This window comes from Algoriphagus aquimarinus (assembly GCF_007997215.1).
GTDB classification, from domain to species: domain Bacteria; phylum Bacteroidota; class Bacteroidia; order Cytophagales; family Cyclobacteriaceae; genus Algoriphagus; species Algoriphagus aquimarinus_A.
The window spans coordinates 1-25,251 of record NZ_VORW01000025.1 but is presented as its reverse complement, the minus strand read 5'-3'; the positions used below and the strand labels follow the sequence as shown (position 1 = coordinate 25,251).

13 protein-coding genes are annotated in these 25,251 nt (G+C 40.6%); 9 read left to right on the top strand and 4 right to left on the bottom strand.

The window, feature by feature from the left end; all coding sequences use genetic code 11:
- Positions 1-298 precede the first annotated feature (298 nt).
- The 6 genes from ESV85_RS20240 (at position 299) to ESV85_RS20215 (ending at position 13,794) form a co-directional block, all read left to right on the top strand.
- Positions 299-3,457 (top strand): SusC/RagA family TonB-linked outer membrane protein, encoded by a 3,159-nt coding sequence (locus ESV85_RS20240; protein ID WP_146920861.1) that lies wholly within the window; start codon positions 299-301, stop codon positions 3,455-3,457.
- 18 nt (positions 3,458-3,475) lie between these two features.
- The gene (locus tag ESV85_RS20235) at positions 3,476-5,140 is read left to right on the top strand and encodes a RagB/SusD family nutrient uptake outer membrane protein (protein ID WP_146920860.1); all 1,665 of its coding nucleotides are present in this window, start codon (positions 3,476-3,478) and stop codon (positions 5,138-5,140) included.
- A gap of 30 nt (positions 5,141-5,170) precedes the next feature.
- Positions 5,171-6,436: a glycan-binding surface protein gene (locus tag ESV85_RS20230; RefSeq protein ID WP_146920858.1), complete on the top strand. Its 1,266-nt coding sequence runs from the start codon at positions 5,171-5,173 to the stop codon at positions 6,434-6,436.
- Between the two features lie 184 nt (positions 6,437-6,620).
- Positions 6,621-9,908, top strand: coding sequence for a VCBS repeat-containing protein (locus ESV85_RS20225; RefSeq protein ID WP_146920856.1), 3,288 nt, complete (start codon positions 6,621-6,623; stop codon positions 9,906-9,908).
- 47 nt (positions 9,909-9,955) lie between these two features.
- Complete coding sequence (locus ESV85_RS20220; protein ID WP_146920854.1) at positions 9,956-11,704, top strand: glycoside hydrolase family 9 protein; 1,749 nt, start codon at positions 9,956-9,958, stop codon at positions 11,702-11,704.
- 188 nt (positions 11,705-11,892) lie between these two features.
- The gene (locus ESV85_RS20215) at positions 11,893-13,794 is read left to right on the top strand and encodes a sialate O-acetylesterase (protein WP_146920852.1); all 1,902 of its coding nucleotides are present in this window, start codon (positions 11,893-11,895) and stop codon (positions 13,792-13,794) included.
- A gap of 62 nt (positions 13,795-13,856) precedes the next feature.
- Here ESV85_RS20215 and ESV85_RS20210 read toward each other — a convergent pair whose 3' ends face one another.
- The gene (locus ESV85_RS20210; RefSeq protein ID WP_146920850.1) at positions 13,857-14,924 is read right to left on the bottom strand and encodes an alpha/beta hydrolase; all 1,068 of its coding nucleotides are present in this window, start codon (positions 14,922-14,924) and stop codon (positions 13,857-13,859) included.
- Between the two features lie 180 nt (positions 14,925-15,104).
- Between ESV85_RS20210 and ESV85_RS20205 the strand changes: the two genes are divergently transcribed.
- Complete coding sequence (locus ESV85_RS20205) at positions 15,105-15,677, top strand: hypothetical protein (protein WP_223276067.1); 573 nt, start codon at positions 15,105-15,107, stop codon at positions 15,675-15,677.
- 598 nt (positions 15,678-16,275) lie between these two features.
- Positions 16,276-21,627 carry a CHAT domain-containing protein gene (locus tag ESV85_RS20200; protein ID WP_146920848.1) on the top strand — a complete coding sequence of 1,784 codons (5,352 nt, stop codon included), beginning with the start codon at positions 16,276-16,278 and terminating at the stop codon, positions 21,625-21,627.
- A 5-nt stretch (positions 21,628-21,632) separates the two neighbouring features.
- On the opposite strand, the gene ESV85_RS22605 is transcribed toward ESV85_RS20200, so the two are convergent.
- The 3 genes from ESV85_RS22605 to ESV85_RS20190 form a co-directional block, all read right to left on the bottom strand.
- Entirely contained in the window at positions 21,633-21,905 is a 273-nt protein-coding gene (locus ESV85_RS22605) for a glycoside hydrolase family 99-like domain-containing protein (RefSeq protein WP_223276066.1), read from the bottom strand.
- A 10-nt stretch (positions 21,906-21,915) separates the two neighbouring features.
- Positions 21,916-22,155 (bottom strand): hypothetical protein, encoded by a 240-nt coding sequence (locus ESV85_RS22600; RefSeq protein ID WP_223276065.1) that lies wholly within the window; start codon positions 22,153-22,155, stop codon positions 21,916-21,918.
- A gap of 251 nt (positions 22,156-22,406) precedes the next feature.
- Positions 22,407-22,946: a GNAT family N-acetyltransferase gene (locus tag ESV85_RS20190; RefSeq protein WP_146920846.1), complete on the bottom strand. Its 540-nt coding sequence runs from the start codon at positions 22,944-22,946 to the stop codon at positions 22,407-22,409.
- 780 nt (positions 22,947-23,726) lie between these two features.
- On the opposite strand from ESV85_RS20190, the gene ESV85_RS20185 reads away from it, so the two are divergent.
- Positions 23,727-25,251, top strand: a 1,525-nt coding sequence (locus tag ESV85_RS20185) for an MBG domain-containing protein (RefSeq protein WP_146920844.1), incomplete at its 3' end; no start/stop codon positions are given.

Below are 25,251 nucleotides of genomic sequence, written 5' to 3'. Positions count from 1 at the left end.
TGAATACCCTCCGACGAGATTACTAAAACTACATTTATTCGGATCAAAGCAATAAACCCAAAAATCTGATCCTATTCTTTTCAGATTGATTTCACCAGATCTCAATCTCCTCCGAAAATGCAAGTTCGGTGCTAGGAATACTTCTCAGTTTTTGGTGTTAGTCGTAATGATATTTTTCTAACAAAAACCCAAACTGAATGCAACAAATCCATTTAAAAAAACAAACAAGAACAACCTCGGGAAAATCTTTTCCTGCTCAAAACCTATATACCAATTTCTTACAATTAAACCCCTCATGATGAAAAAACTATTACCACTTTGGCTTATGCTTCTGGTAGGTGTGGTTCAAGCTCAGGTCACGGTCAAAGGTACCGTGAACGCTGCTGGCGATGGACTATCACTCCCTGGAGTAACAGTGCTGGTGAAAGGAACCACCACTGGTGTAGCAACTGAAATAGACGGGACGTATTCAATTACTGTTCCTTCTTCGCAATCCATCCTAGTTTATAGCTTTATAGGCTATAAGGCTCAGGAGATCGTAGTAGGTAACCAATCTACAATAAACATCACCATGGAAGAAGATATGTCTTCTCTGGACGAAGTAGTTGTAGTAGGTTATGGTACGATGAAAAAACGTGATATGTCCAGTGCACAGGTTTCTGTGACTTCTGAAGATATAGAGCGTACGGTCAACACAACTGTTGAGCAAGCACTTCAAGGTCGTGCTGCAGGTGTGTATGTCACACAAAACACAGGTGCTCCAGGAGGAGGTATCTCTGTAAATATTAGGGGTGTCAACTCAATTGGCGGAACCAACCAACCTCTTTATGTAATTGATGGAGTTCAGATTCAGCCTGCTGCTGTATCTTATGGTAACACTTCTTCGACTAACCCACTTGCAGGTCTTAACCCGAGTGATATTGAGTCTATGGAAGTATTACAAGGTCCTTCCGCTACTGCTATCTACGGTTCTAGAGGTACTAACGGTGTGATTATGATCACTACCAAGAGAGGTAAAAGTGGTGAAACTAAAATCACGTACAACTTCCTCTACACGCTTCAGGATAAGCCGGAAAATCTAGAAGTAATGTCATTAAGCCAGTACGCGACAATGACTAATGATATCCGTGAAATCACTGGTGGTGATCCTCCAGCAGCTTTCTTAGATCCTACACTTTTAGGAGCAGGTACCAACTGGCAAGACGCGCTTTTCAAAACTGCGCCTTTGAACAAACATAATATCACCCTTAGTGGTGGAGATGATAAAACTAAGTTTTATATCTCTGGGGAATATTTCAATCAGGAAGGTGTAGCGATTGGATCTTCATTTGATCGTTATTCAATCCGAACAAACATTGACAACCAGACTAGAAAATGGTTGAAGTTAGGTTTGAATCTTCAGCTTTTCCATACGGATGAGCAATTGGCTACGGGTAGCTCTGATGTAATCAATAATGCAATTCAAATGGCACCAAACGTACCAGTAACAAATCCTGACGGATCTTGGGGTGGTGCGGATCCTGTAAACGGATCAAGCTTGCAATTTACTCCGGCTAACCCTATTGCTTTGGCTAATCTATTGGATAGAAACTACAAAAGAAGAGGTGCTCAAGGTGGATTCAATATAGAAATCGACATCGTTAAAGGTTTGAAGTTCCGTACCATGGTGAACACAAACATTAACTATAATAACGGTCACTTCTTTACTCCAACTTACACGCTGGGTGTGGTGACAAACGATACAAATTCACTTTCACAAGAGTCTAGTAATAGCTTCTATTGGAACTGGAATCAAATGTTGACTTATAGCGCCGTTTGGGGTAAGCATGCGGTAGACTTAATGGCCAGCCATGAGGCTCAGGAATCTCAATATGAGTTCTTAAGAGGTGCTAGAGTGAATTTCCCTTCTAATGATCTGCAGCAGCTTGGTCTTGGTTCTGCTCAAGGTGCTACCAATAGTGGTGGAGCTAATCAGTGGGCAATGGAATCATACTTTGCGAGAGCAAATTATACCTTCAACGAAAAATACATCCTTTTGGCAGCCTTCAGAGCTGATGGCTCGGCAAACTTTGGTCCTGAAAACAGATGGGGTTATTTCCCTTCCGTATCGGCAGCATGGAGAGTTTCTGAAGAAACTTTCTTGCAGAGTGCTACTTGGTTAGATGAATTCAAAATCAGATTTGAAACTGGTCTTACTGGTAACCAAGGCGACGCTAATGCAATCTATGCACCACTTAGTTCACCAAGTATTCCTACTCCTTGGGGTGGTGGTTTCCTAGTTTCGAGATTTGGTAATCCAAATTTGAAGTGGGAAGAAACTTCTACTGTGAACCTTGGTTTTAATTTGAATATCCTGAACAACAGAGTTCAAATTGAAGGTGATTTTTACCTGAAGAAAACGGAGAACTTGCTTCTACCTAATCCGCTGCCTTGGTACATGGGTACATCTGCAGAAGGAAGCATTGGAACTCCTACAGTGAACATTGGAGCTTTGCAAAACAAAGGTTATGGCATCACTATTAATACCATCAACATTGATAATAGAGCTAGCGGATTCTCTTGGAGTTCTAACTACAACTTCTCTGGATTCAAAACTGAAGTGACCAAATTCTTCTCTGAAACTGCGTTCATCGATCGTACAGCTTGGTGGTTGAATAACTTTACTTCCAGAGCAATTCCAGGACAAGCACCTTGGTTGTTCTATGGCTATCAGGCTGATGGTTTGTTCCAATCAATCGAAGAAGTAGAATCAAGCGCAAGACCAGTAGATAACTCTGGAAATCCTATACAGGTGGATCCTACTAATGGCATCTATGTGGGTGATATCAAATACAAGGATCTGAATGACGATGGTGTAATAGATGAGAGAGATCAGACTTTCATTGGTAATCCATGGCCAAAATTCACTTTCGGTATGACGCAGCAATTCTCATACAAAGGTTTTTCTCTTGACGTATTGTTTACAGGAGCTCTTGGTGTAGATATCTACAACTATAACAGATTCCTAAACATCAACCCAAACAATGTAAACTTGGGTAGAAATATGCTTTTGGAAACTTATGATTATGCTAGAATTGAAATGGACCAAACGGGTAACCCTTTCATTGCCAATGCAGGTACAGACGTACCAAGAATCACAGGTACTGACCTAAACGGAAACGGAACTAGAATCTCTGACAAATTTGTAGAGGATGGTTCTTATGTAAGAGTAAAAAACATCAATCTTTCCTATGTAGTCCCTAATGAATTGCTTGGAAAGCAAAATGTAGTGAGAGGTCTGAAGCTAGCAGTTGGTGTACAGAATGCATTCACATTTACGAAGTATAAAGGATATGATCCTGAAGTAGGTGCTTCAATTGGTAACAACGTATCAGCGGGAAACCAATTGATCGGTGTAGACTACGGGAGATATCCTCAGACGAGAATGTACACATTCAGCTTAGGTGTTGACTTCTAATCCAAAAATCAAAAACAAATGAAAACAAACACGAAATTCCAAAAATTAGTCCTTGGAGCTACTTTGCTACTTGGAGGAATGGTGAGCTGTTCAGAAGATTTCTTGGATAGACCACCATTGGACGCGATTGTAGATGCTAACTTCTACAAAACTGATGATCAGATATTGGCTGCATCAGCACCGCTATACAACATGGTTTGGTTTGCTTACAATGATAAAGCAAGTCACGGTATTGGAGATGCCAGAGGTGGTACGCTTACCTCAGGATCTTATCAGCTCGAAAACGTACGATTCAATACTACAGGAGAAACTGCAGAAAATGGTACCTCATGGAGAGCTTTCTATAACGTAGTAGCTCAGTCAAATTCATTGATCAATAACATCAATGCATATGCTGGTGAAGAAGTAACAGATCGTATCAAAAATCACGGTATTGCAGAGGGTAGATTCATGCGTGGTCTAGCTTATTCTTACCTGGTTCAAAACTGGGGCCCTGTTCCGATTATTACGAACAATACTGCTCTTTTGCAGGATACTACTATTGCTAGAAATACGGAAGAAACCGTGTGGCAATTTATCATCAAGGATTTCCGGTATGCAGTGGACAACCTTCCTGAGAATTCAGTTTTGAATGGTCGTTTGACTAAGTGGTCTGCAGAAGGTATGCTTGCCAAAATGTACCTGACTAAAGCAGGTGTTTCTGGAAGCAGAAATCAAAGTGACTTGGATTCTGCTGCATATTTTGCTAAAAGAGTAATCGATAACAGCGGTGCATCATTGATGCCTGAATATGAAGACCTTTTCAAAACTGCAAATAACAACAACGTAGAGACGCTTGCTGCACTTCAGTGGGTGTATAATGCTGGTCAGGCTGGCCAGTGGGGTGCTCAAAATTCAGTACAGGCGTTCCTTGCATTTGGATCTGAAATCACTGGTTTCGGTGACGGATGGGGTGGAGATATCGGAGCATCTAAGTGGATGCTGGACATGTATGATGACCTAGTCTTTGACAAGAGAAGAAAAGGTAGTTTCATGTTCCCGGGAGAGCACTATTCATACATTACTCAAGTTCCTCCAGGAGGATCTGCTCAGCCACTAGAAGTGCCTGCACGTAGCCTTGATGGCAGCAGAGCATACAATTCTAGAGCTTGGGTGAAAAAGTATGTGGTAGGAAGACCTGAAGATAACGATGGTAAAGTCGTTCAGCAGGGTACTGAGATCAATACTTATATCCTTCGATTGGCTGATGTTTACTTGACTTATGCTGAGGCTGTTTTGGATAAAAATCCAGGAGAGGCTTTGAAATATGTCAATCTAGTTAGAAAAAGAGCTGGTGTAAATGCACTGACTTCTGTGACTTGGCAAGATGTGTTTGAAGAGCGAATCAAAGAGTTTGCAATGGAAGGTCAGGCTTGGTATGAGTTTACCAAACTTGAGTACTACGATCCAGCTAAAGCGTACAGCATACTTTCTAACCAAGATCGTGGAACGTTCAGAATCTATGCTGATCAGATTCCTGATCCTACGCTATGGGAAATTGAGATCCCTACGGATGACACTTCTCCAAGATTCTTTGCTGTGAGCGAATCTAATTTCAAGATTCCAATTCCTTCTTCGGAATTGTCAAGAGCACCAAACTTGAGAAAGCCTGCTGTACCGTATGATTTCTCGGCAGATAATTGATTTGTGGACTTACATTGAAATATTAAACACATGAAAATCATAAATAATATAAGATCCTCACACTCCCTACTTGTTGCGACAGCACTAGTAATGGTACTTGCACTGGGTGCATGTAAGGAAGAGGACGAAATAAACGTAGGACCGCCTACTATTGAGCGTGTTCGAAATACAGATCCTAGCACAGCAGATAGTGCATTTACTTCTGCTACTCTAGGTAGTACAATTGCTATTCTGGGTAATAATCTTTTGGGTACACAGCAAGTGTATTTGAACGACTATCCACTTGGAGTTAACACGGCCTATGTGACCAACAATACGGTGATCGTGACAGTAGGAGATTCTGTTCCTACAGTAGCAACTAATCCTAATGTGCCAAATACCTTGAGATTGGTAAACAAAGCGGGTGAAGCAATCATGGAATTCCAGACGCTTCCTCCAGCTCCACAGGTGCTTCAAGTAAAAAACCAGTATGTGAAATCTGGTGATGATCTTACCCTTTTTGGTAGATATTTTTACTTCGTTGATACTGTTTACTTCCCAGGTGAAGATGTGTTTGTGACTTCAGGATTTACTACCAACGCTGCAGGATCTACCCTTACAGTCAAAGTGCCTGATAATGTAGATTACTCTGAAGGTCAATCCATAAGGGTAGTGACCAAATCAGGAGGATCTGCTACCAATAGAAACACGCAGATCTATGCTGAAAAAGGTATGGTTGCTGATTTCGATACTAATGGTGCATTAGAGTGGCCTTGGAACTGGGGATGGGGAATATCAGGTGATATGATCCAGCCTTCCCAGCCAGGTATCTCTAGTTTAGAAGGTAGTTTCGCGGGAATGAATCAAGCTTTTCCTGGTGGTTATGGCTGGAACAACGATAAGGTTATCAACCTAGCAAACTGGGGTGGCGTACAAATCTTCCCTGTTGGTGAAGGATATGAGCCAAATACTCCAGCTACCAATTTTGATATACGTTTTGAAGTTGCAATCAACACTTCTGCATCTATTGCGGGACTAGAAATGCAAATTTGGTATCCAGATAGCCAAGGCAACGAGTTGAGTTATAACATCCCGATGAAAGATTTTATAAAAACTACTGATGGTTCCTGGTACACCTTGTCAGCTAATATGACAAGACTGACGAACGGTTCCACTAGACTAAACACTTACGGAGATTTCTTGAAAGGTGACGGTTCCACAAAACAACTAAGATTGGTGGTGACCAACACTACTTCAAATGATATCCAGGCTGTTCTAGGCGTGGATAATATTAGAGTGGTAAGAGCAGTTAATTAAATAGTATAGAATAAGAGGTTTATTAATCTGATCTCCGGGGTAAAGCGTTTTACCTCGGAGATTTTTTCTAAATCGTATTTTTGTAATTTACCGCAGAGTGCACAAAGGTTAGCGCAGAGAGCGCAATAACAAATTAGGATATCAAGAAGTAAAGCTTTCCTAACAGTCTAATTCATCCTTAAACTTGAACCCCCAACTCATATTTACAAACAATAAAGTAGTAAAATCACTCCAAGTCATTGCACTGGGAGCAGTATGCTTATTTGCTGGTTGTCAGGAAAAAATTGAGGATGCGACACCAACACTTTTTGAAGAGGTAAGCCCAGATTCTACTCACCTTACTTTTGCCAATCAAATCCAAGAAACAGAAGCTGCCAACATTCTTACCTATCAATATTTCTATAATGGTGGAGGCGTTGCGGTTGGTGATTTGAATAATGACGGTTGGGAGGATCTATATTTTACGGCCAATCAAGGTCAAAATAAGCTTTTTTTGAATCAGGGAAACCTGAAATTTAGAGACATTACCTTGGCTACAGGAACAGGCGGAAGAGATAACTCCTGGACTACAGGCACAGCCATCGTTGATATTAACGGGGATGGCCTTAAAGATATTTATGTATGTTATTCTGGAGATTTACCAGAAGAGCTGCGAAGAAATCAACTTTTTGTTAATCAAGGATTGGATGGACAAGGAATTCCATTTTTTAAGGAAATGGCTGGAGACTATGGATTGGATGATACAGGTTTCAGTACCTCCGCTTATTTTTCTGATCTAGATCTGGATGGTGATTTGGATATGCTCCTGCTCAATCACAACCCTAAACTTTTCAATTACCTAAACATCAATGCTTTCGAGACGATGCTGAATTCAGCTGACTCAATGAGCAGTACAAAGATTTATCGTAATGATAATGGGGTTTTTAAGAATGCCACCAAAGAGTCTGGATTGACTGAAACAGGTTTGAGTTACGGTTTGGGCGCTTCTATTGCTGATTTTAACGGAGATGGTTTTCCTGATATATATCTGGGAAATGACTATTCCGCACCTGATTACCTCTACATCAATCAGGGTGATGGCACTTTTGTCAATCAAGTGAAAGAGGCAATCGGCCATACGAGTCTATACACTATGGGAGTGGATGCCGCCGATATCAATCGGGATGGCAAGCTTGACTTGATCAGTTTGGATATGCTTCCAGAAGATAATGCCAGACAAAAGTTGCTTTTCACTCCTGAAAACTACGAGCATTACAATTTATTTCTAGAGGCTGGACTTCATCATCAGTTGATGCGCAATATGCTTCAGTTGAATAATGGAGATGGGACATTCTCGGAGATTGGTCAACTGGCTGGAATAAGTGCCACGGACTGGAGTTGGGCTCCATTATTTGCTGATTTTGACAACGATGGCTTTACAGATCTGTTCGTCAGCAATGGGTTTTTGAAGGATTTTACAAATCTTGATTTCATCAATTATAGAAATGAATATCTTCAAAACACTAAAGTCACAGCCAAAGGTATCAATGAATTGATCAAGAAAATGCCAGCTACAAAAGTTGGTAATTATGGCTTTAGAAATATCAACGGAATTCAATTTGAAAATCAATCCGAAAGTTGGGGATTGAATAATCCTGGCAATTCCAACGGAGCAGTTTATGCGGATTTGGATCAGGATGGAGATCTGGATTTGGTGATCAATAATCTGAATGAACCGGCGCAGATTTTCAAAAACCGAACTTCGGAAACTAGCAATTCGAATTACATACAGCTTAGACTAAAAGGCTTGGAAGGAAATTCCGACGGAGTAGGAGCTAAAGTAAGTGTCTATCAAAATGGCCAACTCAACTATCAGGAGCAGCAGATTTACAAGGGCTATCAGGGTAACGTAAGTGCTGTTTTGCACTTTGGTTTGGGAGAAGGAAAAGTGGACTCTTTAGAAGTACGCTGGAAGAATAGAAAGATCACAAGAATTAAGAATCCAGAAGTGAATCAGGTTCTTGAATTAATTGAAGCTGATGCTGTTAATGAAGTTTCTGAAGAAAATCTGAAACTTTACAAATTCACTCAGCTAGGGCAGTATACAAATGGCTCTAAAGCTGTGCTTCCGAATGATTTCAAGCGGCAGTCTCAGTTGCTCTATAGTCTTTCACAGGAGAAAGTGTCACTGATTGAAGCTGATTTGAATGGGGATAGAGAGTCAGAAGTGATTATCGCGAATGGTACGACAGTGATTTCTGTTTCGAAGGAAGGCATTTCAACTGGTAAGAATAATTACCAAATATATACTTCAGATTCTCCTACCATCACTTCCATTACGGCTTTTGATGCTGATGGAGATTCTGATTTAGATCTCTATGTGGCCAAAGGTGGATATTTTGATTTGGACGAAAGAGACTCCAGACAGCAAGATGTGCTTTTGATCAATGATGGAAAAGGAGTTTTCACCGAATCCAAGATGGATTTTGGTGTACTTCCTTCGGAGAATGTAACTGCATGGGATGCAAATGGCGATGGACTGGATGATCTATTTGTAGGTTCAGGCTATGTACCTGGAAGATGGCCGCAATCTGTTCCTAGCCAAGTTTGGATAAATGGAGGAAAGGGGGTTTTTACGCCTATTTCTCTTGAAAATATCTCCAGAGTGAAAGCTTCCCAAACTTATGATCTAGACCAAGATGGATTGGATGAGTTGATAGTAGCATCTGAGTTTGATAGAATCCGAATACTAAGCTTAATTGATGGGAAGATTCAAGATCGCTCAGAAGAATTTCTACCTGGGGGGAAATCTGGTCTTTGGTCATCTATACTCATTCAGGATCTGGATGAGGATGGGAATCCTGAATTGCTATCGGGGAATTGGGGCTTGAATTCACGGTTGCAAACTGATGCAAATAATCCAGTTCGAATCTATTTCGAAGATTTTGATACTAACGGATCCATCGATCCACTAATGACTTTCCCTGTGATGGGTGAGGAATATCCTTTCTTTTCCCGAGACGAGCTAGCAGCTCAGCTATATAAAAAGAAGGCGCTTTTCCCTACTCATGAAAAGTTCTCCAAAGCAAAGATTCAGGATATTCTGACTCCACAAGAGTTGGAAAAAGCTAGAAAAATAGAGGTGCAAACCCTTGAGACGAAAATGTACACTTTAAGGAATGGTGTTTTCGAGGAAGTAAGCTTACCAATACTTGTTCAATCTTCCCCAATTCAGGCGATTGCTGCTTTGAAGTCAGCCCAAGGTTTTGATTTGTTGCTTCTCGGAAATCAAGAAAATGCAAGGCTAAAAATCGGTAGACTAGATGCAAATCCGGGCTGGTTGCTACATAAGAATTCTCAAGGAAAATGGGATCTTGTTGAGCCGAATAAAGCGGGGATTCAGCTTAGATCTAATATTAGCGCTGTAGTTACAATCGGTAATCTAATCTGGATAGGTGTACCGAATGATGGCGTTTTTAAGTACGCGTATTGATTAAAATATTTACTAGTAAAAAATTGAAATTCAACTTGTTAAGTAATATGAAAAGTAGGTATTTAATATTCTTTGGTTTGCTTTTGATCCAATGGGCTTGTAAAGCTCCAATGATAGATGCAAATCTACCTGTTGATGAATCAATTCGTCTTAACCAGATTGGCTTTTATCCTGAGCAACAAAAAATCGCAGTGATCTTAAATCATGAAGATGTAGAAGACTTTGTGATTTGGGATTTAGATACAAGGGACGTTGTCTTCGAAGGGAAATTAGCCAAGAAGACTACCAAGACACTTTCTGGAAAAAGTTCGAGAGTGGCTGATTTCTCTGAATTTAGCCAAGCTGGTAAATATGTGTTTGTATTGACGGGAGTAAGTAAATCTTACCCATTTGAGATTGCTGAGCACGTGAATGAACAACTAGGGAAAGCTAGTCTTAAAGCTTTCTACTTCCAGCGTGCGGGTATTGAATTGGATAAAGCTCAGGCAGGAATCTGGGCAAGACGGCTAGGACATCCAGACGATCAGGTGATGATTCATCCTTCGGCAGTTTCAGATACTAGAAAAGCAGGGGATTTAGTTTCCTCGCCATTTGGCTGGTATGATGCCGGTGATTATAATAAATATGTGGTAAACTCTGGAATCACAGTCGGGACACTGCTGTCTCTTTACGAGGATTACCCAGGTTATTTTCAAAAACTAGAATTGAATATTCCTGAGTCCGGAAATCAGATTCCGGATTTATTGGATGAGATCCGATGGAATCTGGATTGGATGATCACCATGCAGGATGCAGGTGATGGAGGAGTTTATCATAAGCTTACCACTGCCAAATTTGAAGGAATGGTAGAGCCACATTTGGCTGTTTCGCAGCGATATATGGTAGCTAAAAGCACGACGGCAACATTGGACTTTGCTGCAGTGATGGCTCAAGCTTCCCGCGTTTACAAATCCTACTTTCCTGAAGAATCAGTCACCTATTTGAAAGCTGCTGAAAAAGCATGGAACTGGGCGAAAACAAATCCCGAAGTGCTGTACAACCAAAATGTAATGAACGAGGCTTTTGATCCAGATGTGGTAACAGGCGCCTATGGAGATTTTAGTGCGACAGATGAACGTATTTGGGCGGCCTCAGAGCTGTTTGTCACAACGCATAATTTGATATACTGGGAAGAATTGGCTGATGCAGATCAGAGCTTTAAACTCCCATCGTGGAATCAAGTCTCTTGGCTAGGTTACTATTCCTTACTCAGGCATCAAGACAGCATTACTCTTTTTCCTCAAGAATGGATGGCAGTTCTTAAAATAAATCTGCTGGCTGGCGCCAGAACTCAACTTGAGGGAGTAGCTAGTAAGGCATTTCAAAGTCCAATTGAGACTAATGAGACCAATTTTAAATGGGGCTCTACTGCTGTTGCTGCCAATCAAGGGATACTCTTGCTATATGCTTATAAGCAAAGTGGTGAGCGTGCATTTTTGGATGGTGCCTATGATAATTTGGATTATATTTTAGGGAGAAATGCTACAGGCTATTCTTATGTCACGGGCTTTGGAAGTAAAACACCTCTTCATCCTCATCATAGATTAGCTGTATCAAGACCTGATTTACCACCTTTGCCAGGATTTATTGTGGGCGGACCAAACCCTGGACAGCAAGATGGATGTACTTACAGCAGTTCCTTTGCTGATGAGTCCTATACTGACGAAAGCTGCAGCTATGCTTCCAACGAAATTGCAATTAACTGGAATGCTCCTTTTGCCTATTTAGCAAATTCATTAGAAGCCATAAGTCAGTAAGTTTCAAAAGGATTTCAATATCGCACTGGCACAATCTCGTAAGTCCCAAAGTTAGACTTCGGTCTTCCACCTAAAGTCTTCCTTTGGATAAAGCATAGAAATTAAGCTACTAGCTTCATAACGAACGGTATTATGCTTAGATGTTTCAGATTTTTTAGGCAATTTCCCACAAGAATTAATCTTGCCCTATGAAACATACCTGGAAACTATTTACCCTTCTTCTCCTTTTTGCCTGCGAGTCCTCAAAATTTGATTCACAGGTGTCCCTGCCTAAGCTATTTGGAGATGGAATGGTCGTACAGCGCGATGAGGCTATCTCTGTTTGGGGAAGAGGTATTCCAGGGAAAAATGTACGTGTAAGTCTTGCAGGAGCAGTGACCAGCGGAACTGTAGAGCCTGACAGTACTTGGATTCTTAAACTGCCTAAGTTACCAGCTGGAGGACCTTTTGTGCTGGAAGTAAATAAGCAAAAAGTCACCGATGTATATATAGGTGATGTCTGGGTGGCTGGCGGACAATCCAATATGGAATGGATTCTGAAATCCCAAGTGATAGGAGCTGAAAAGGAATTTGCTGAAGGAGGCAATCCTCAGATTCGTTTTTTCAAAGTACCACGATCTTACAGCGCTGTAAAACTAGACGATGTGGTAGGTGGAGAGTGGAAAGTAGCTGATTCAGTTAATATGAAGGATTTTTCGGCAATAGCATGGTTTTTTGCGAAGCTAAATAATCAGGAAAAGAAAGTGCCTGTAGGGATCATAGAGTCAAACTGGGGCGGGACTCCCGTAGAAGGATGGACAGATGTGGAAATCCTCGCAAAGATGGAAGGTTCATTTAATGAGCAAGCTAATGATATCATCAAAAACAACGAGAGTTGGGATGCTAAGCTGAAAGAGAATGAATCCAATAGTCAACTGCGTGATTCTATGGCGAAAACCCCGGATTCTCTGGCTGTATTGAAAGCTACTTCAATTTCCTATGACGATTCGAACTGGAGAAGTATCAGTCTTCCTCAGGGTAATCCCTTGCAACATATCGCATGGGTACGTAAGAAGTTCACGGTTTCTGATACTGAAAATGTATCGCTGCATTTGCCGTATTTGGATCAAATGGCATATGTGTACTTAAATGGAAAATTGTTGCATTTCAAAGACTGGGGCGCTTCCATGCCTGATGTGGAAATCCCAAGCGATATGCTCTTAAAAGGAAGCAATGTACTCTCTATTAGAGCGGTCAATACCTGGGATAATCAACCAAGAATAGGCCAAGAAGGTGAAATGTATTTGCTGGAGTCAGGAAATAAGATCTCTCTGGAAGGCACCTGGAAGTATTCTAATTCTACTGTTGAGCCTCATCTCCCTAAAGTGGAATGGTACAATTGGATGCCTGGTATGATGTATAATGCAATGATAGTTCCGATCACCAATTACTCTATTAAAGGTGCTATTTGGTATCAGGGAGAAAGCAATGCCGGACGTCATGAGGAATATAAAATGCTTTTCACTACCATGATTAAAAACTGGAGAGAGGACTGGGGTATGGGTGATTTCCCTTTCTTGTTCGTGCAGTTGGCGAATTTCATGGAGCGGAAAGAACTACAAGCAGAGAGTGATTGGGCATATTTGAGAGATGCGCAAACTCAGACTTTAGAACTACCAAAGACTGGAATGGCGACAATCATCGATATAGGAGAAGCCGGTGATATTCATCCCAAAAACAAAAAAGATGTAGCTGAGAGACTTTGGCTACAAGCTAAAAAAGTCGCTTTTGGTGATAAAAATCTTGCATCAGGTCCACAATTTGACTCACTTATTAGACAAGAAAATGTGTTGCTGTTAAAATTCAAATCTGTTGGGGATGGACTCAAATTGAATGATGGTGGTGCAGTGAAGGGATTTATAGTAGGAAAAGAAGGAGGGGACTTTCAACAAGCAGAGGCATCGATCTCAGACAAGGAATCAGTGAAGATTACGCTGCCAGCCGGAATGGAGTCTGGAGAGATTCGTTACGCCTGGGCTGATAATCCAGAAGTCAACCTGACAAATAATTTGAATTTACCAGCCGTACCTTTTCGAGCGAAATTTGAATGAGAGATTCGAAAAAACCCAGTAAAAAATAAAAGAGGTCATGTGTAAAACATGACCTCTTTTCATTACTTCAATTTCCCCATGGATTCTTGCACTTCCAACAACTCGTCTACTTTTTCCTCAAACTCAGGTTTGGCAGGGATTTTCACCACATTTTCTAAGAAATCTATTGTGCTGAAAAGTACCCCTTCCCAATCTCCTGAAGTGATAGAACTTCCTATCACGTGATCGCCAGCATTTGGAAATGCTTTCTCACGTTTCAATTCTGCAGGTGTAGAAATCTGCTCAAACATTTCCTTCATTTTGGGTACTGATACGACCATATCTTGGGTTTCATTGTCCTTATAATAGTAGGCTAAAAATAGAGGTTGCTTGATTTTTTTGAAGGTGTTTTCGTTCATGTTGCTATACATGACGATTGCTAGACTTTCATAAGCATTGATGTGATAGTCCTCAGACCAATACATGGCTTTCTCACCTTCCCGTGGCTGATGAATCATTTTCTTCTTCATCATCGTCATCTCCATCATTTTTTCCATCCAAGGTGAGAAAAATGCAGAAAGCTTTTCACCATAATCTCTCACGGCAGGAGAATAGACTGCTACTGCTTTGATGTCAGGCTGCTGACTAGCCAAAAGCAAAGTCAATGCTCCTCCCATTGATGTACCTACCACGATCACTTCATCTCCAAGGCTTTTACCAATCTGGTATGCTTCTCCGGCCGCATTGGCCAATGCCTGTGCGCTCATGTATTCCATCCCATTTTCTCTTCTTATTCCATGATCTGGGAGTCTTGTGACAAAAAGATTTGCTCCGAAATGAGCTGCAAGAAATCTATGTACGGGATCTCCTTCCATAGGACTTGCACCAAACCCATGAATATACACAATAGAGTAGGGCGTTTTTCTCTTATTTAAACTGTCTGCCCATACGATATAGGCTTCATTACCTTGTTTTAGGCCAATCACGGAGTCCTCTCTTTGCTGCACGTAGCTACGAAGTTCAGCCAGTCGAGTAGGCACCTCCGGGAATTCTATAGTGAGCTCTTGAGGTTGCACCTTCGGACCTAGCATATAAACAATTGCGAGAACCATTGCAGCAGCAAAGATGCCGAGGAGTATTTTTCGTAGCATATAATCAGTTTGTTAAAAGTACAGGAGAAGTTGATTCTAAAACTTTTTCGGTTCCGTTTTTAAGAGAAAGAATAGTTTTGGGCTAGTTAGACCTAAGAATGTGTAAAATTTAATCAAATCTAAACATCAAATTAGTTCGAAAAGCGTTAATTCGTATTAATTAATCTTAAACCAACTTTTATGAAAGCTCTATTATTTGCCTTCTTCCTTCTTCTTTTCGGCCAAATCGCACTTGCTCAGGATACTGAAACCAAACCAGCAACTCAAGCTATTTTTATTGAATTAGGAGGGCCTGGGCTTCCATATAGTTTCAATTATGATTTTCGCTTTGATAAAACCAGAATGGATTCATGGGGAATGAGACTTGGTTTTGGAGGATATGCATTGGAAGGAGATTCGTTTTTTTCACTTCCTGTAATGGTGAATAAATTATACGGAAAGGGTAATCATTTCTTTGAGATGGGTTTTGGAGCTACTTTCCTTGCCTTTAAGAATGAGGTTTATGAGTACAACAATTGCTACACAGATCAAAACGGTAATTACATCTGCAACCCAACCTCAAATAGTAATTCAGGAACAGCATTCATACTAGATATAGACGGATCTCCATCGGTTATGGGGGTTTTGAATTTTGGATACCGTAGAGTACCGACTGATGGCGGATTTATGTGGAAAATCAATCTGAATCCAATTTTCAACAACAATGGGTTTTGGCCTTTATTCGCTGGGGTAGGGCTAGGTTACTCTTTTTAGAATTTGGCAAGATCAAATACTTAATATTTAGTAGTAGATGTGACTTTATTTTTTGTGTGTATTCGCTTGAATGCACCTACCAAAATAATATTTTGAATACCTTTCCCTTCGAGTGCGCTCAGGGACCGAATTTAAGTTTAAAGTCTAGGGAGAGGGAGGGAATGCGGCACCGCCGCATTCCCTCCCTCTCCCTTTAAGCCAAAATTGACCGGAGGCTGAGCGCCGGTTGGTGAGCTCGTCGAACCAAGTCGAAGCCTGATTGAACATACGTGCAGGTGTCCGAATACACATATTATTTTTTGTGGACTAGTACCGTCCACCAAAGGAGATAGAAATATCCACATCACTGCAGAAAATTCTATATGCATCAGATTATTTGGTGTTTATGATTTTTTATGCCCAATAAATTTTAATTTGTAAGGAGTTTTCGGATTGACGTCACTAGCATGTAGGGCTAGACTGTCAATTGATTTTTGATAATTCCGAGATGATTTTTTCTCATCTCACTCTTAAAAATCTGGCAAAACCTCAATCTAAGAGCGTGCATAGCACTTCATTGTTAAAGGATATTTTACTATTAATCTAATAATTTTTACCTATGGCTACTTTGAAAATCAAGCTTAAAGGACAGGATCATTCTTCTTACCTCACTGGAGATGATCGGGGATTCGAACTTTACCAACTGGATCAGGCATATACGGTGGAAAGTCCCACTAGGGGAGATATACCCGAGCAAATTCTCGAAATAGATGATAATAAAATAGTTGAGTTTGAATTTGAAGACAATACCGTCTGGATGGCGGATAATGAATCCCTAACCACACTTTTTCAGCAGGAAATCAAACGCTCGGCAGATGGAGATGAACTCTATTTGCCAGATGAATTAGAATCTAGTGAGCAGGATCGGGGGATAATCAAAAAGATAGGTATTAAGCTGGTGAAGGTCTTTGTGAAAAAGAACATCATTAAGCCCAAAATGCTGGAAATGGCCACAAACCTGGAAAACAAGCAATTGGCCTTTCCCGCTGAAGATTTCAAAGAAGTTGAATATGGTGTACTGGCTGCTTGTTCTCCAGAAATAGAATTGGGTAAGCTAAAATTTAGCGAAACGAGCAAAGAAGCAGATCTGGATGTAAGCAGTCGCTATTTACTTCTATTGCATGGCACTGCTTCTTCCACGTTTAGTTCCTTCGGAGATTTGAAAGATTCTAAGGAATGGAAGGACTTGATTAAGGGCTACGGCAAGAATCATTTGCTTGCCTTCCAGCATAGAACACTGACTGCAAGTCCACTGGAAAATATTCTGGAATTAGTTAAAGTCCTCCCCTCAGGAATTGAATTGGATCTTGTAAGTCATTCACGTGGTGGTTTATTGGCGGATTTGCTGGCTCGATTTTCTACGGATTCCAGGGGATTTGATGAAACGGAGATTGAGCTTTTGAAAAAGCATGATAGAGTAGTTGATCAGAAAGTAATCAAGCAAATCAGCGATATTCTTAAAACCAAAAAAATCAAAGTTAAGTCTATGGTGCGGGTGGCATGTCCGGCCAACGGCACGACACTAGCTTCAAATCGACTTAATATCTTCTTGAACGTCACCTTCAATCTGGTAGGGCTGGCAGTAGGACAGGTAGGGAATCCTATTTTCGTTGCCTTCAAGGAGTTTCTTATGGAGGCGGTGGCCTGCAAAGATGATGTGGATGTTTTGCCTGGATTAGAAGCCATGAACCCGCAATCACCTTTCATCAAGGCGATGAATTACCAAGCTTCAGAAATTAAAATTGACTTTCCTCTATATGTAGTGGGAGGAAGTGGCGAATTGAGTCTAAGCTTTAAGACGCTTGTGGTGATTCTGGGTAAATTTTTCTTTATGAGGAAAAATGACTTGGTAGTAGACACCGAAAGCATGAAATGGGGTTCGAGACGAGTCTCAGGAAAAGTGTATGTCTATATAGAGAAAAGTGGTGATATCAATCATTTCAAATACTTCTGTACTCCAAACACCTTAAAAGCTTTGATAGCTGGTCTTTCTGCTGTTACGGATGGTTTTGAGTTGAAGCTTGCAGATAAAGAAAGAGGAATAGCAGGAATAGAGTCTGGCGCATACAAAAGTGATAATGTGTCCGGAAACCGTGCAATTGCTATTATTATTCCCGGTATCATGGGCTCAAATATTGGAGAGAAAGATGATTTGCTCTGGATCAATTATTGGCGCTTCCTAAAAGGAGAATTGAAGAATTTGGCCTATGATGCTGATGTGAAGGGAAAACTATCCCCTCATTCACTGATCAAAACTTCCTATGGAAATCTTGGAGACAAACTTTCCAGTAGTTACGATATAGTCACTTTTCAATTTGATTGGAGAATTACGCTGAAAGAATCCGCTGCTCTTTTTGAAGCTAAGATCAACGAACTTTTGCTTCACAAGCAGCCTATCAAAATCGTAGCTCATAGTATGGGAGGAGTCTTGGTTCGGGATTTTATAGTGTATCATAAGGCTACTTGGGAGAAACTTAATAGTTCAATCGGATTCCGTGCTGTATTCTTAGGATCACCTTTGGGTGGTTCCTATCGTATTCCTTATGTTCTTTTTGGTAAGGATAGCCTCATCCAATTACTTGGGAAAATAGACATCAAGCATTCCACCAAAGAGCTTTTGGAGGTATTCTGTAATTTCCCTGGAATTCTTAATCTTTTGCCAATCAGTAAAGATGCTAGACATGATTTCTCTGACAGGAAATTATGGGAAAGAATGCGTGCTGCATCCGGTGATAATTCCTGGCCAATACCTTCCCAAAAGGTACTTGATGAATTTGCCAAGCATCAAGAAGCTGTGTTGAAAGTTGCCGATAAAATTGACTATTCCAATGTAACCTATATCGCAGGTCAGAGTGGAAAGAAAAGCTTCACGGTTTCTAATCTGAATATTGAGGACGGAAAACTGGAATTCTATGCGACCAATTCTGGCGATGAGAGTGTTACTTGGGCATCGGGAATCCCAAAAGATTTCCATGACAAGAAGCAAGTTTACTATGCTAATGTGACACATGGAGGACTTTCTAAGGAAAAGAATCTGTTTGCAGGCATAGAAGATTTGCTGATTTATGGGAGCACGAAAAGACTTCAAAATAGCCTTCCAAAATCTAGAGGAGAGGAGCGCGAGTTTGCTCCTACAGAAACCGAGATTTTTGATATCAGTGAAGAGAAAGTGATAAATACCATTTTGGGTGTGGAAGAGGTAGAGGAAAAATGGCATGAAGAAAAGCCAATGCTGGTTTCGGTGAGTCACGGTGATTTGAAATACGCCAAATATCCAGTGCTTGCCGGTCATTTTCAATACGATGCTATTCTCACTACAGAGCTCGCGATTGATCGTCAGTTAGATGGTGAGTTGACGAGACTTCATGGCTTAGGTTTGTATCCAGGACCGATTGGCACAAATCAGATTATCCTTAACGAGGATTTGGCGAAACGTTCATTTAAAGGAGGAGTGATTGTAGGTTTGGGCGTTCCTGGGGAATTATCATCTTTTGCCCTAATGAACTCCATAGAGAAGGGTGTTGCTAGGTATCTGACTATCAAAAAAGAAGAAGAAAATAGAACTTCGCTGGATGAAAATAGCAGTCCTGCTATTAATGGTATATCTGTAATTGCAATTGCAAATGCCTATGGAGGCCTTTCCACGGAAAGCTCTGTGCGCGCCATTATTTTGGGTATTCAGAGAGCAAATAAAAGTATAGATAGAGTTTACAAAGGAGAGATTAAAGGGATTGAAGAAGTGGAAATCATAGAGATTTTCAATGATAAGGCACTTTCTATCCTAAAAACTATCCAGCGCTTAGAAGTGGATGACAGTAAGGAATTCAATATAGTATTCAATGAGAAGGGCCTGAATTATACCTTAGGCAAGCGCTGGAGAATCCCATATGATTATGCAAATGATTGGTGGACAAGAGTGAGCGTATGTCATGAATTGAAATTAAGAGAGACGGATGAGTTTGAGGATTCCATACGAATGTCCATCGCTTCAAATGGCGCTAGTGAGAAGGTAGAATACATGCCGGCTAATGATAAAACGCTGGAGGTGCTGCTAAAAAGGATGACGTTGGAAAATCAATATTCTCCCGAAATAGCAAAAACCATGTTTGAGCTATTAATACCTTATCAGTTCAAGGAGGAAGTGAAGCGCCTTAATAATGTCTCTTGGATATTGGATGTGGCCTCAGCGGAATATCCTTGGGAAATGATCCAAGAAGATGTAGATGCGGTGCCGCTCTGTGTACATACTGGGATGGTTCGACAGCTTGCTTCCATGCAATTCCGAGAAAAAATAGCGCGGGTAAGTGCCAAAACAGCGTTGGTAGTAGGAGATCCCATGCTCGATAAGTTTATGCCCCAACTTCCTGGAGCATTGCGAGAAGCGGAAACTGTAGTAGGCATACTCAAGAAAAATAATTATGAGATCCAAAGCTTAATAAGCAGTTCTGCAACAGATATTATTCTCAAGCTTTTCTCCAGAAATCATAAAATCATACACCTGGCTGGTCATGGCGTATACAGACATGGGCCAAACCGCTCTACAGGAATGGTGATAGGCAACGATACTTTTTTGACGCCAAGCCAGATAGCAGGGATGAGTTCTTCAGCTGAGTTAGTTTTTGTGAACTGCTGTTACCTTGGATTGATAGATAAGAAAGCAGAGGAGGGAAGCTTATATAGAAATAAGTTTGCTGCCAATATTGGAACCCAGCTTATCTACAATGGAGCCAGGGCAGTGATCGTGGCCGGATGGGCTGTGGACGATGCTGCGGCTCTGAAGTTTTCCCAATTGTTTTATAGTAACATGTTCGATGGGTTGGGATTTGGTGAATCCGTGAAGCGGGCAAGGAAAAGGATTTACGAAGAATTTGGCCATAGGACCAATACCTGGGGAGCCTTTCAGTGCTATGGAGATCCCTTTTATAAACTGACTGAAGACGGTTCGGGCCAAGGAAATGAAGATGATTTATTGGTGAGCGAGGAAGTGGAGATAGAGCTTCAGAATACCTTCGAGTCTATGGCTGCCAATAATTATGATCATGAATACATCCTTACACGGATTGATCTGGTTTTGGAAAAGATGAAAAACAGAAACATGCTCACTGATAGAATACAGGAGTTATCTGCAGGAATCTATGCTGGATTGCAGGAATATGAGAAATCATGTGACTGCTTCGAGAAACTCATGAAATCCAAAAAATCAGAATACACTATCAAGGGATTTGAGAAATACTGTAATATTCAAGCCAAACTTTCCCTTCAGAAATTTGCTGCTAAGAAAATTGACTTAAAGGAAGCAGTCAAAATGATAGACAAAGTAATCACTGATCTAGAGGGGCTTGGGAATCATTTTGGAGCAAGTGCGGAAAGATGGTCTTTGATCGGAAGTGCTTATAAACGTAAAATGCATTTGCTCAATGGCTCATCACAAAAAGATGTAATGGAAGCACTGGCGCAGTCGATCAATGCCTATAAGGAAGCCAGTATATCTTCTGAAAATAAAGATGCTTATCCATTGACCAATTGGTTGACACTTGCACGAATTCAGAGTTTACTACAAGGCAAAGACAGTATTCGATTAATTGATTTGGATGCTAGGAAGGCAATGCAGAAGATTTTCGATGGAATAAATGAGGACACAAAAAAGAAAGATGACTTCTGGATGATGTCTCATTATGCTAATATTATGTTGACTCAGTTTCTGTTGGGTATTACCAAGCCCAAGGATGGAGAAATTACTCATGAATACTTGAAGCTTTGGGATCTGGCTGGAAACAAGGGCCAAAAAGTAGCGGAACTGGAGCACTTTGAAATGATTGGTGCATTAATGGAAAATATCAAAACAGACGGTTTTTCTTCCGTCAAGGATGAATTCACTAAAATCAGGAAAGCACTTGAAGAAGCTCTTTAACTGGATTAGTTACCGAATGCGTTTTGTATAGCTTCTAAGTAATCGAATCCGTGTCCTTCGGTAGGCTCTATGTAATTACCTTCCAAATACTCGTTCCAGCAGCAGATCATTACTGTGTTTCCGTTGCTGGAACGATATTTCCTCGAGGTTTTCTGAGACTCCTTGAGCATGGCTGTGAACGAGTTTTTGTCGCTGTGAACTCTGTCTTTCTGAGGTTCACTTGGGGATCCAGATGGCTGAGGCCAAGTGCCGCCAGCAGGTCTCATGTCCCATCCCATAACTCTTCATTTACTCGAGTTGCTTTTTGATAACCTCCGGATCATCTTGCTTATAAAACCCCTTCAACTCTTTGATGGGGTTTCGCTCTAAATATGGGCCTTCATAGGGATTTCCAGCATTATAGATTCTTCCTTTTGGGCCCCATATTCCAGTGTTTTGTAAACTCGCACAGTCATCTTGACCCGTGAGGCAAGACCAGAAACTATCACGATCTACAGCTGGATTAGGTGGTGTATTCCATGATGGCATAAAATATACTCCCACCAATTGCTTTTCCTCCGAGTCATCAGCAAGACTGAATTAGGCAGATTGAGCCAATTGTTTTGATTTCGTTTCAGACTTTCCTTCTGAAAAAAATATGACAAGAGTAACGATGACTAGTGACAAAACAGAAAAGAGTATGGATTTCAGCATAGTTTCAATTTCTTAAAATTACTGATTCAATCTTCATGCTGAAATATGCGATTGTCAGTTCTATGTCTAAAATCCAATCTTCGATATTAGGTCAAGCTTTTTCTCAAGATTTGAATGCCTCGATACTTTGGAAGTAACTTTTTGTAATCTAAGTGGTAAGTGAAAATCCACTCAAAACCCATTTTCCTATAGAAACGCTGAGCCTGAAGCTGAGTGTCCATCACTTCTAGCCATATGTATTTCAAACCTCGTTCTCGCGCTATGGACTCAACCCTTTTCATAAGTTGGGCAGCTACTCCTTTTCCTTGGTATTCCTTGCTGATATAAATCCGGTGAAGATGTAGTGAGTTAGGGAAATCAATCAAAGTGGGCGATTCTGGATAGCTGTATTTCAAAATACCGATTTTCCAACCTTCATATAGCACGTAATAGTAGTGGCTTTTTGGGTTGTCTAAGTCTTTTTGAAATGCATCGGGATTATACATTTGTTCCAAATACCATTCCCCTGAATCAGACCAAATATGTTTGTAGGAAGGAATGTAAATTTCCTGCATCAATTCAATCAGCTCGGGTTGATCTGCAGCCGTGAGTTTTTGAATACTTAAGTCTTCTGAAAGTTTAATCATTGACAGTAGGCGAAGTGTTGGTATGTTAGACTGAAGGGTAATTTTGAGCGCGTAATCTGAGTAAACTCTTATTCAAAGAAATGTATTTAGATGTTCTCTCCAAAATAAAAGTGAATAGATTTCTGAGACATATCAAAGAAATTCAAAAACCAAAAATCATATCATAGTTTGAAGCACTGCTTTTTTGAAATAAAATCATGGATTGTGGTTATTGCGGTTCTATAAACTCCTTGATTAAGGCGAGCTCTGAGTTAGTAAATTTTAAGGCCTCATCAGACAAATGAACTAGGATTTATAGCCATGAATAGCAAAGGGTAGTCTAAGTTATAAGTGAAAATTCACTTTTAAGAGTAGTAGCTCGGAGGTAAAAACTACCTCATTCAAAAATTGTTTTCAAAGATTTAAAGGAGGGAGATGTTTCATGCATTTTTTGGTCAAGTACCTGGTAGATTTTTCTTTTTGATAATTGGCTATTATTCTATCACGACTTTTAGAAAAGGGATTAAAGTTTTGCTATAATTCATTACACGCGACGAAAGTATTGTGAAAGCATCATTAATTCGGTTTTTTCAATTTCCGAAAGTGTTTGAAAGTTAAATTTTGTCACGAAAAGCATAAAAAATTATATGTATTGCATAAAAGTGTTTTTAAATAACAATTTTTTTTCTTAGCTATGTTGTTAAATACGATTAATGATTCTAGTTAAGCCATTGAGGACTAGTGTTTTTTAGTAAGTGAGTTTAGTCGACAGCTTGAGTGGGATTTTTTAAGAAATAGCCTATGAAAAATTTATACAAAACCTCGGTTTTAGGGTTGTTGAGTTTGGTTTTCCTGTTTTTTCTTGGGAACACTTTTCCTGTAAATGCCCAAGGCGGTACCGCTACAGTTACTACGGATAAGAACGATTATTCTCCTGGATCTACTGCAATTATCACTGGTCTAGGATTCCAACCGGGAGAAGAAGTAGACCTCCATGTTTATCATGCTGATGGTGATCCCTTAGGGTCAGATCCTGGTTATCATGAACCCTGGACAGTTATTGCTGATGCTAATGGTGAGTTTACAACTTCATGGTATGTGCCTACAGCAGAAGAAGGTGATGCATTGGGTGCAACATTGAATTTGGAAGCTCATGGAAACATGGGGTCAGAGGCTAGCTGGACGTTTACTGATTCAGGTTCCTTTGGTTACAATACTACATCTAGCAAAAGTAATACGGTCAGTCTTTCACCAGGAGGGAGCAACAATACCACTCTTGGTGTTACCGTTGATGCACCTAAAAATAACGGAACTATTGCTGTTTCATTAACATTTATTAATACAGGTTCACCATCAATAACAATTGGTACTGGTACTAGTCAAATTAATTTAACAAGTTCAGTAATATCTTTTATTACAGGGAATTCTGGGATTGCCCATGATTTCCCTATTAGTGTGTCTGTAGGATCAAGTGTTGCTTCAGGAAGTTACTCATTTACTGCATATGCAAACGGTACTGGCGTTCAAAGCGCAGGTGGTTGGGGTTTTACTGTGGTTGTTGGTTCTACTGCAGGATCAATAGGAACTGTGTCTATAGGCTCTCAATCTGGAACTTCTACGTATGGAACAGCAAGTTCACCAACATACGCTGTTACTTCTACAAGAGGCAGTAATGGTACTGTCAATGGAACGTATAGTGTTTCAGGTCTTCCAGCAGGTGTTACTTCTGGTGGCTTTAGCCCATCTGAAACATTTAATTCAGCTGGTGGTGATGTATTCCCTGGAGCTACACTTACTTTAAATGTTGATGCTAATGTAGGTGCAGGTTCTTACAATTTTGATATTTTTTTAACTGATGGAGCGAGTCAAGCTTCAACGCAGGGCACTTTGTTTGTTTCAAAAAAGAATTTATCAGTAACTGCGGTAACTGGAGACATCACTTATGGAGATGCAGAACCAACTCCGACAGTTGAGTATGCTGGCTTTGTGAACGGTGACGATGCAGGTGATCTGGACAACGAAGGCTTTGCTTTAGGCACAGACTACAACCAGTTCGATGCAGTTGGAACGTACAACACGACCATTGCAATAGGAACAGCAACGGATAACAACTACAACTTCACTCCGCTTAACAGCAGCACCTTTGAGGTAGGCAAGTTGGATCTAGCAGTAACTGCGGTAACTGGAGACATCACTTATGGAGATGCAGAACCAACTCCGACAGTTGAGTATGCTGGCTTTGTGAACGGTGACGATGCAGGTGATCTGGACAACGAAGGCTTTGCTTTAGGCACAGACTACAACCAGTTCGATGCAGTTGGAACGT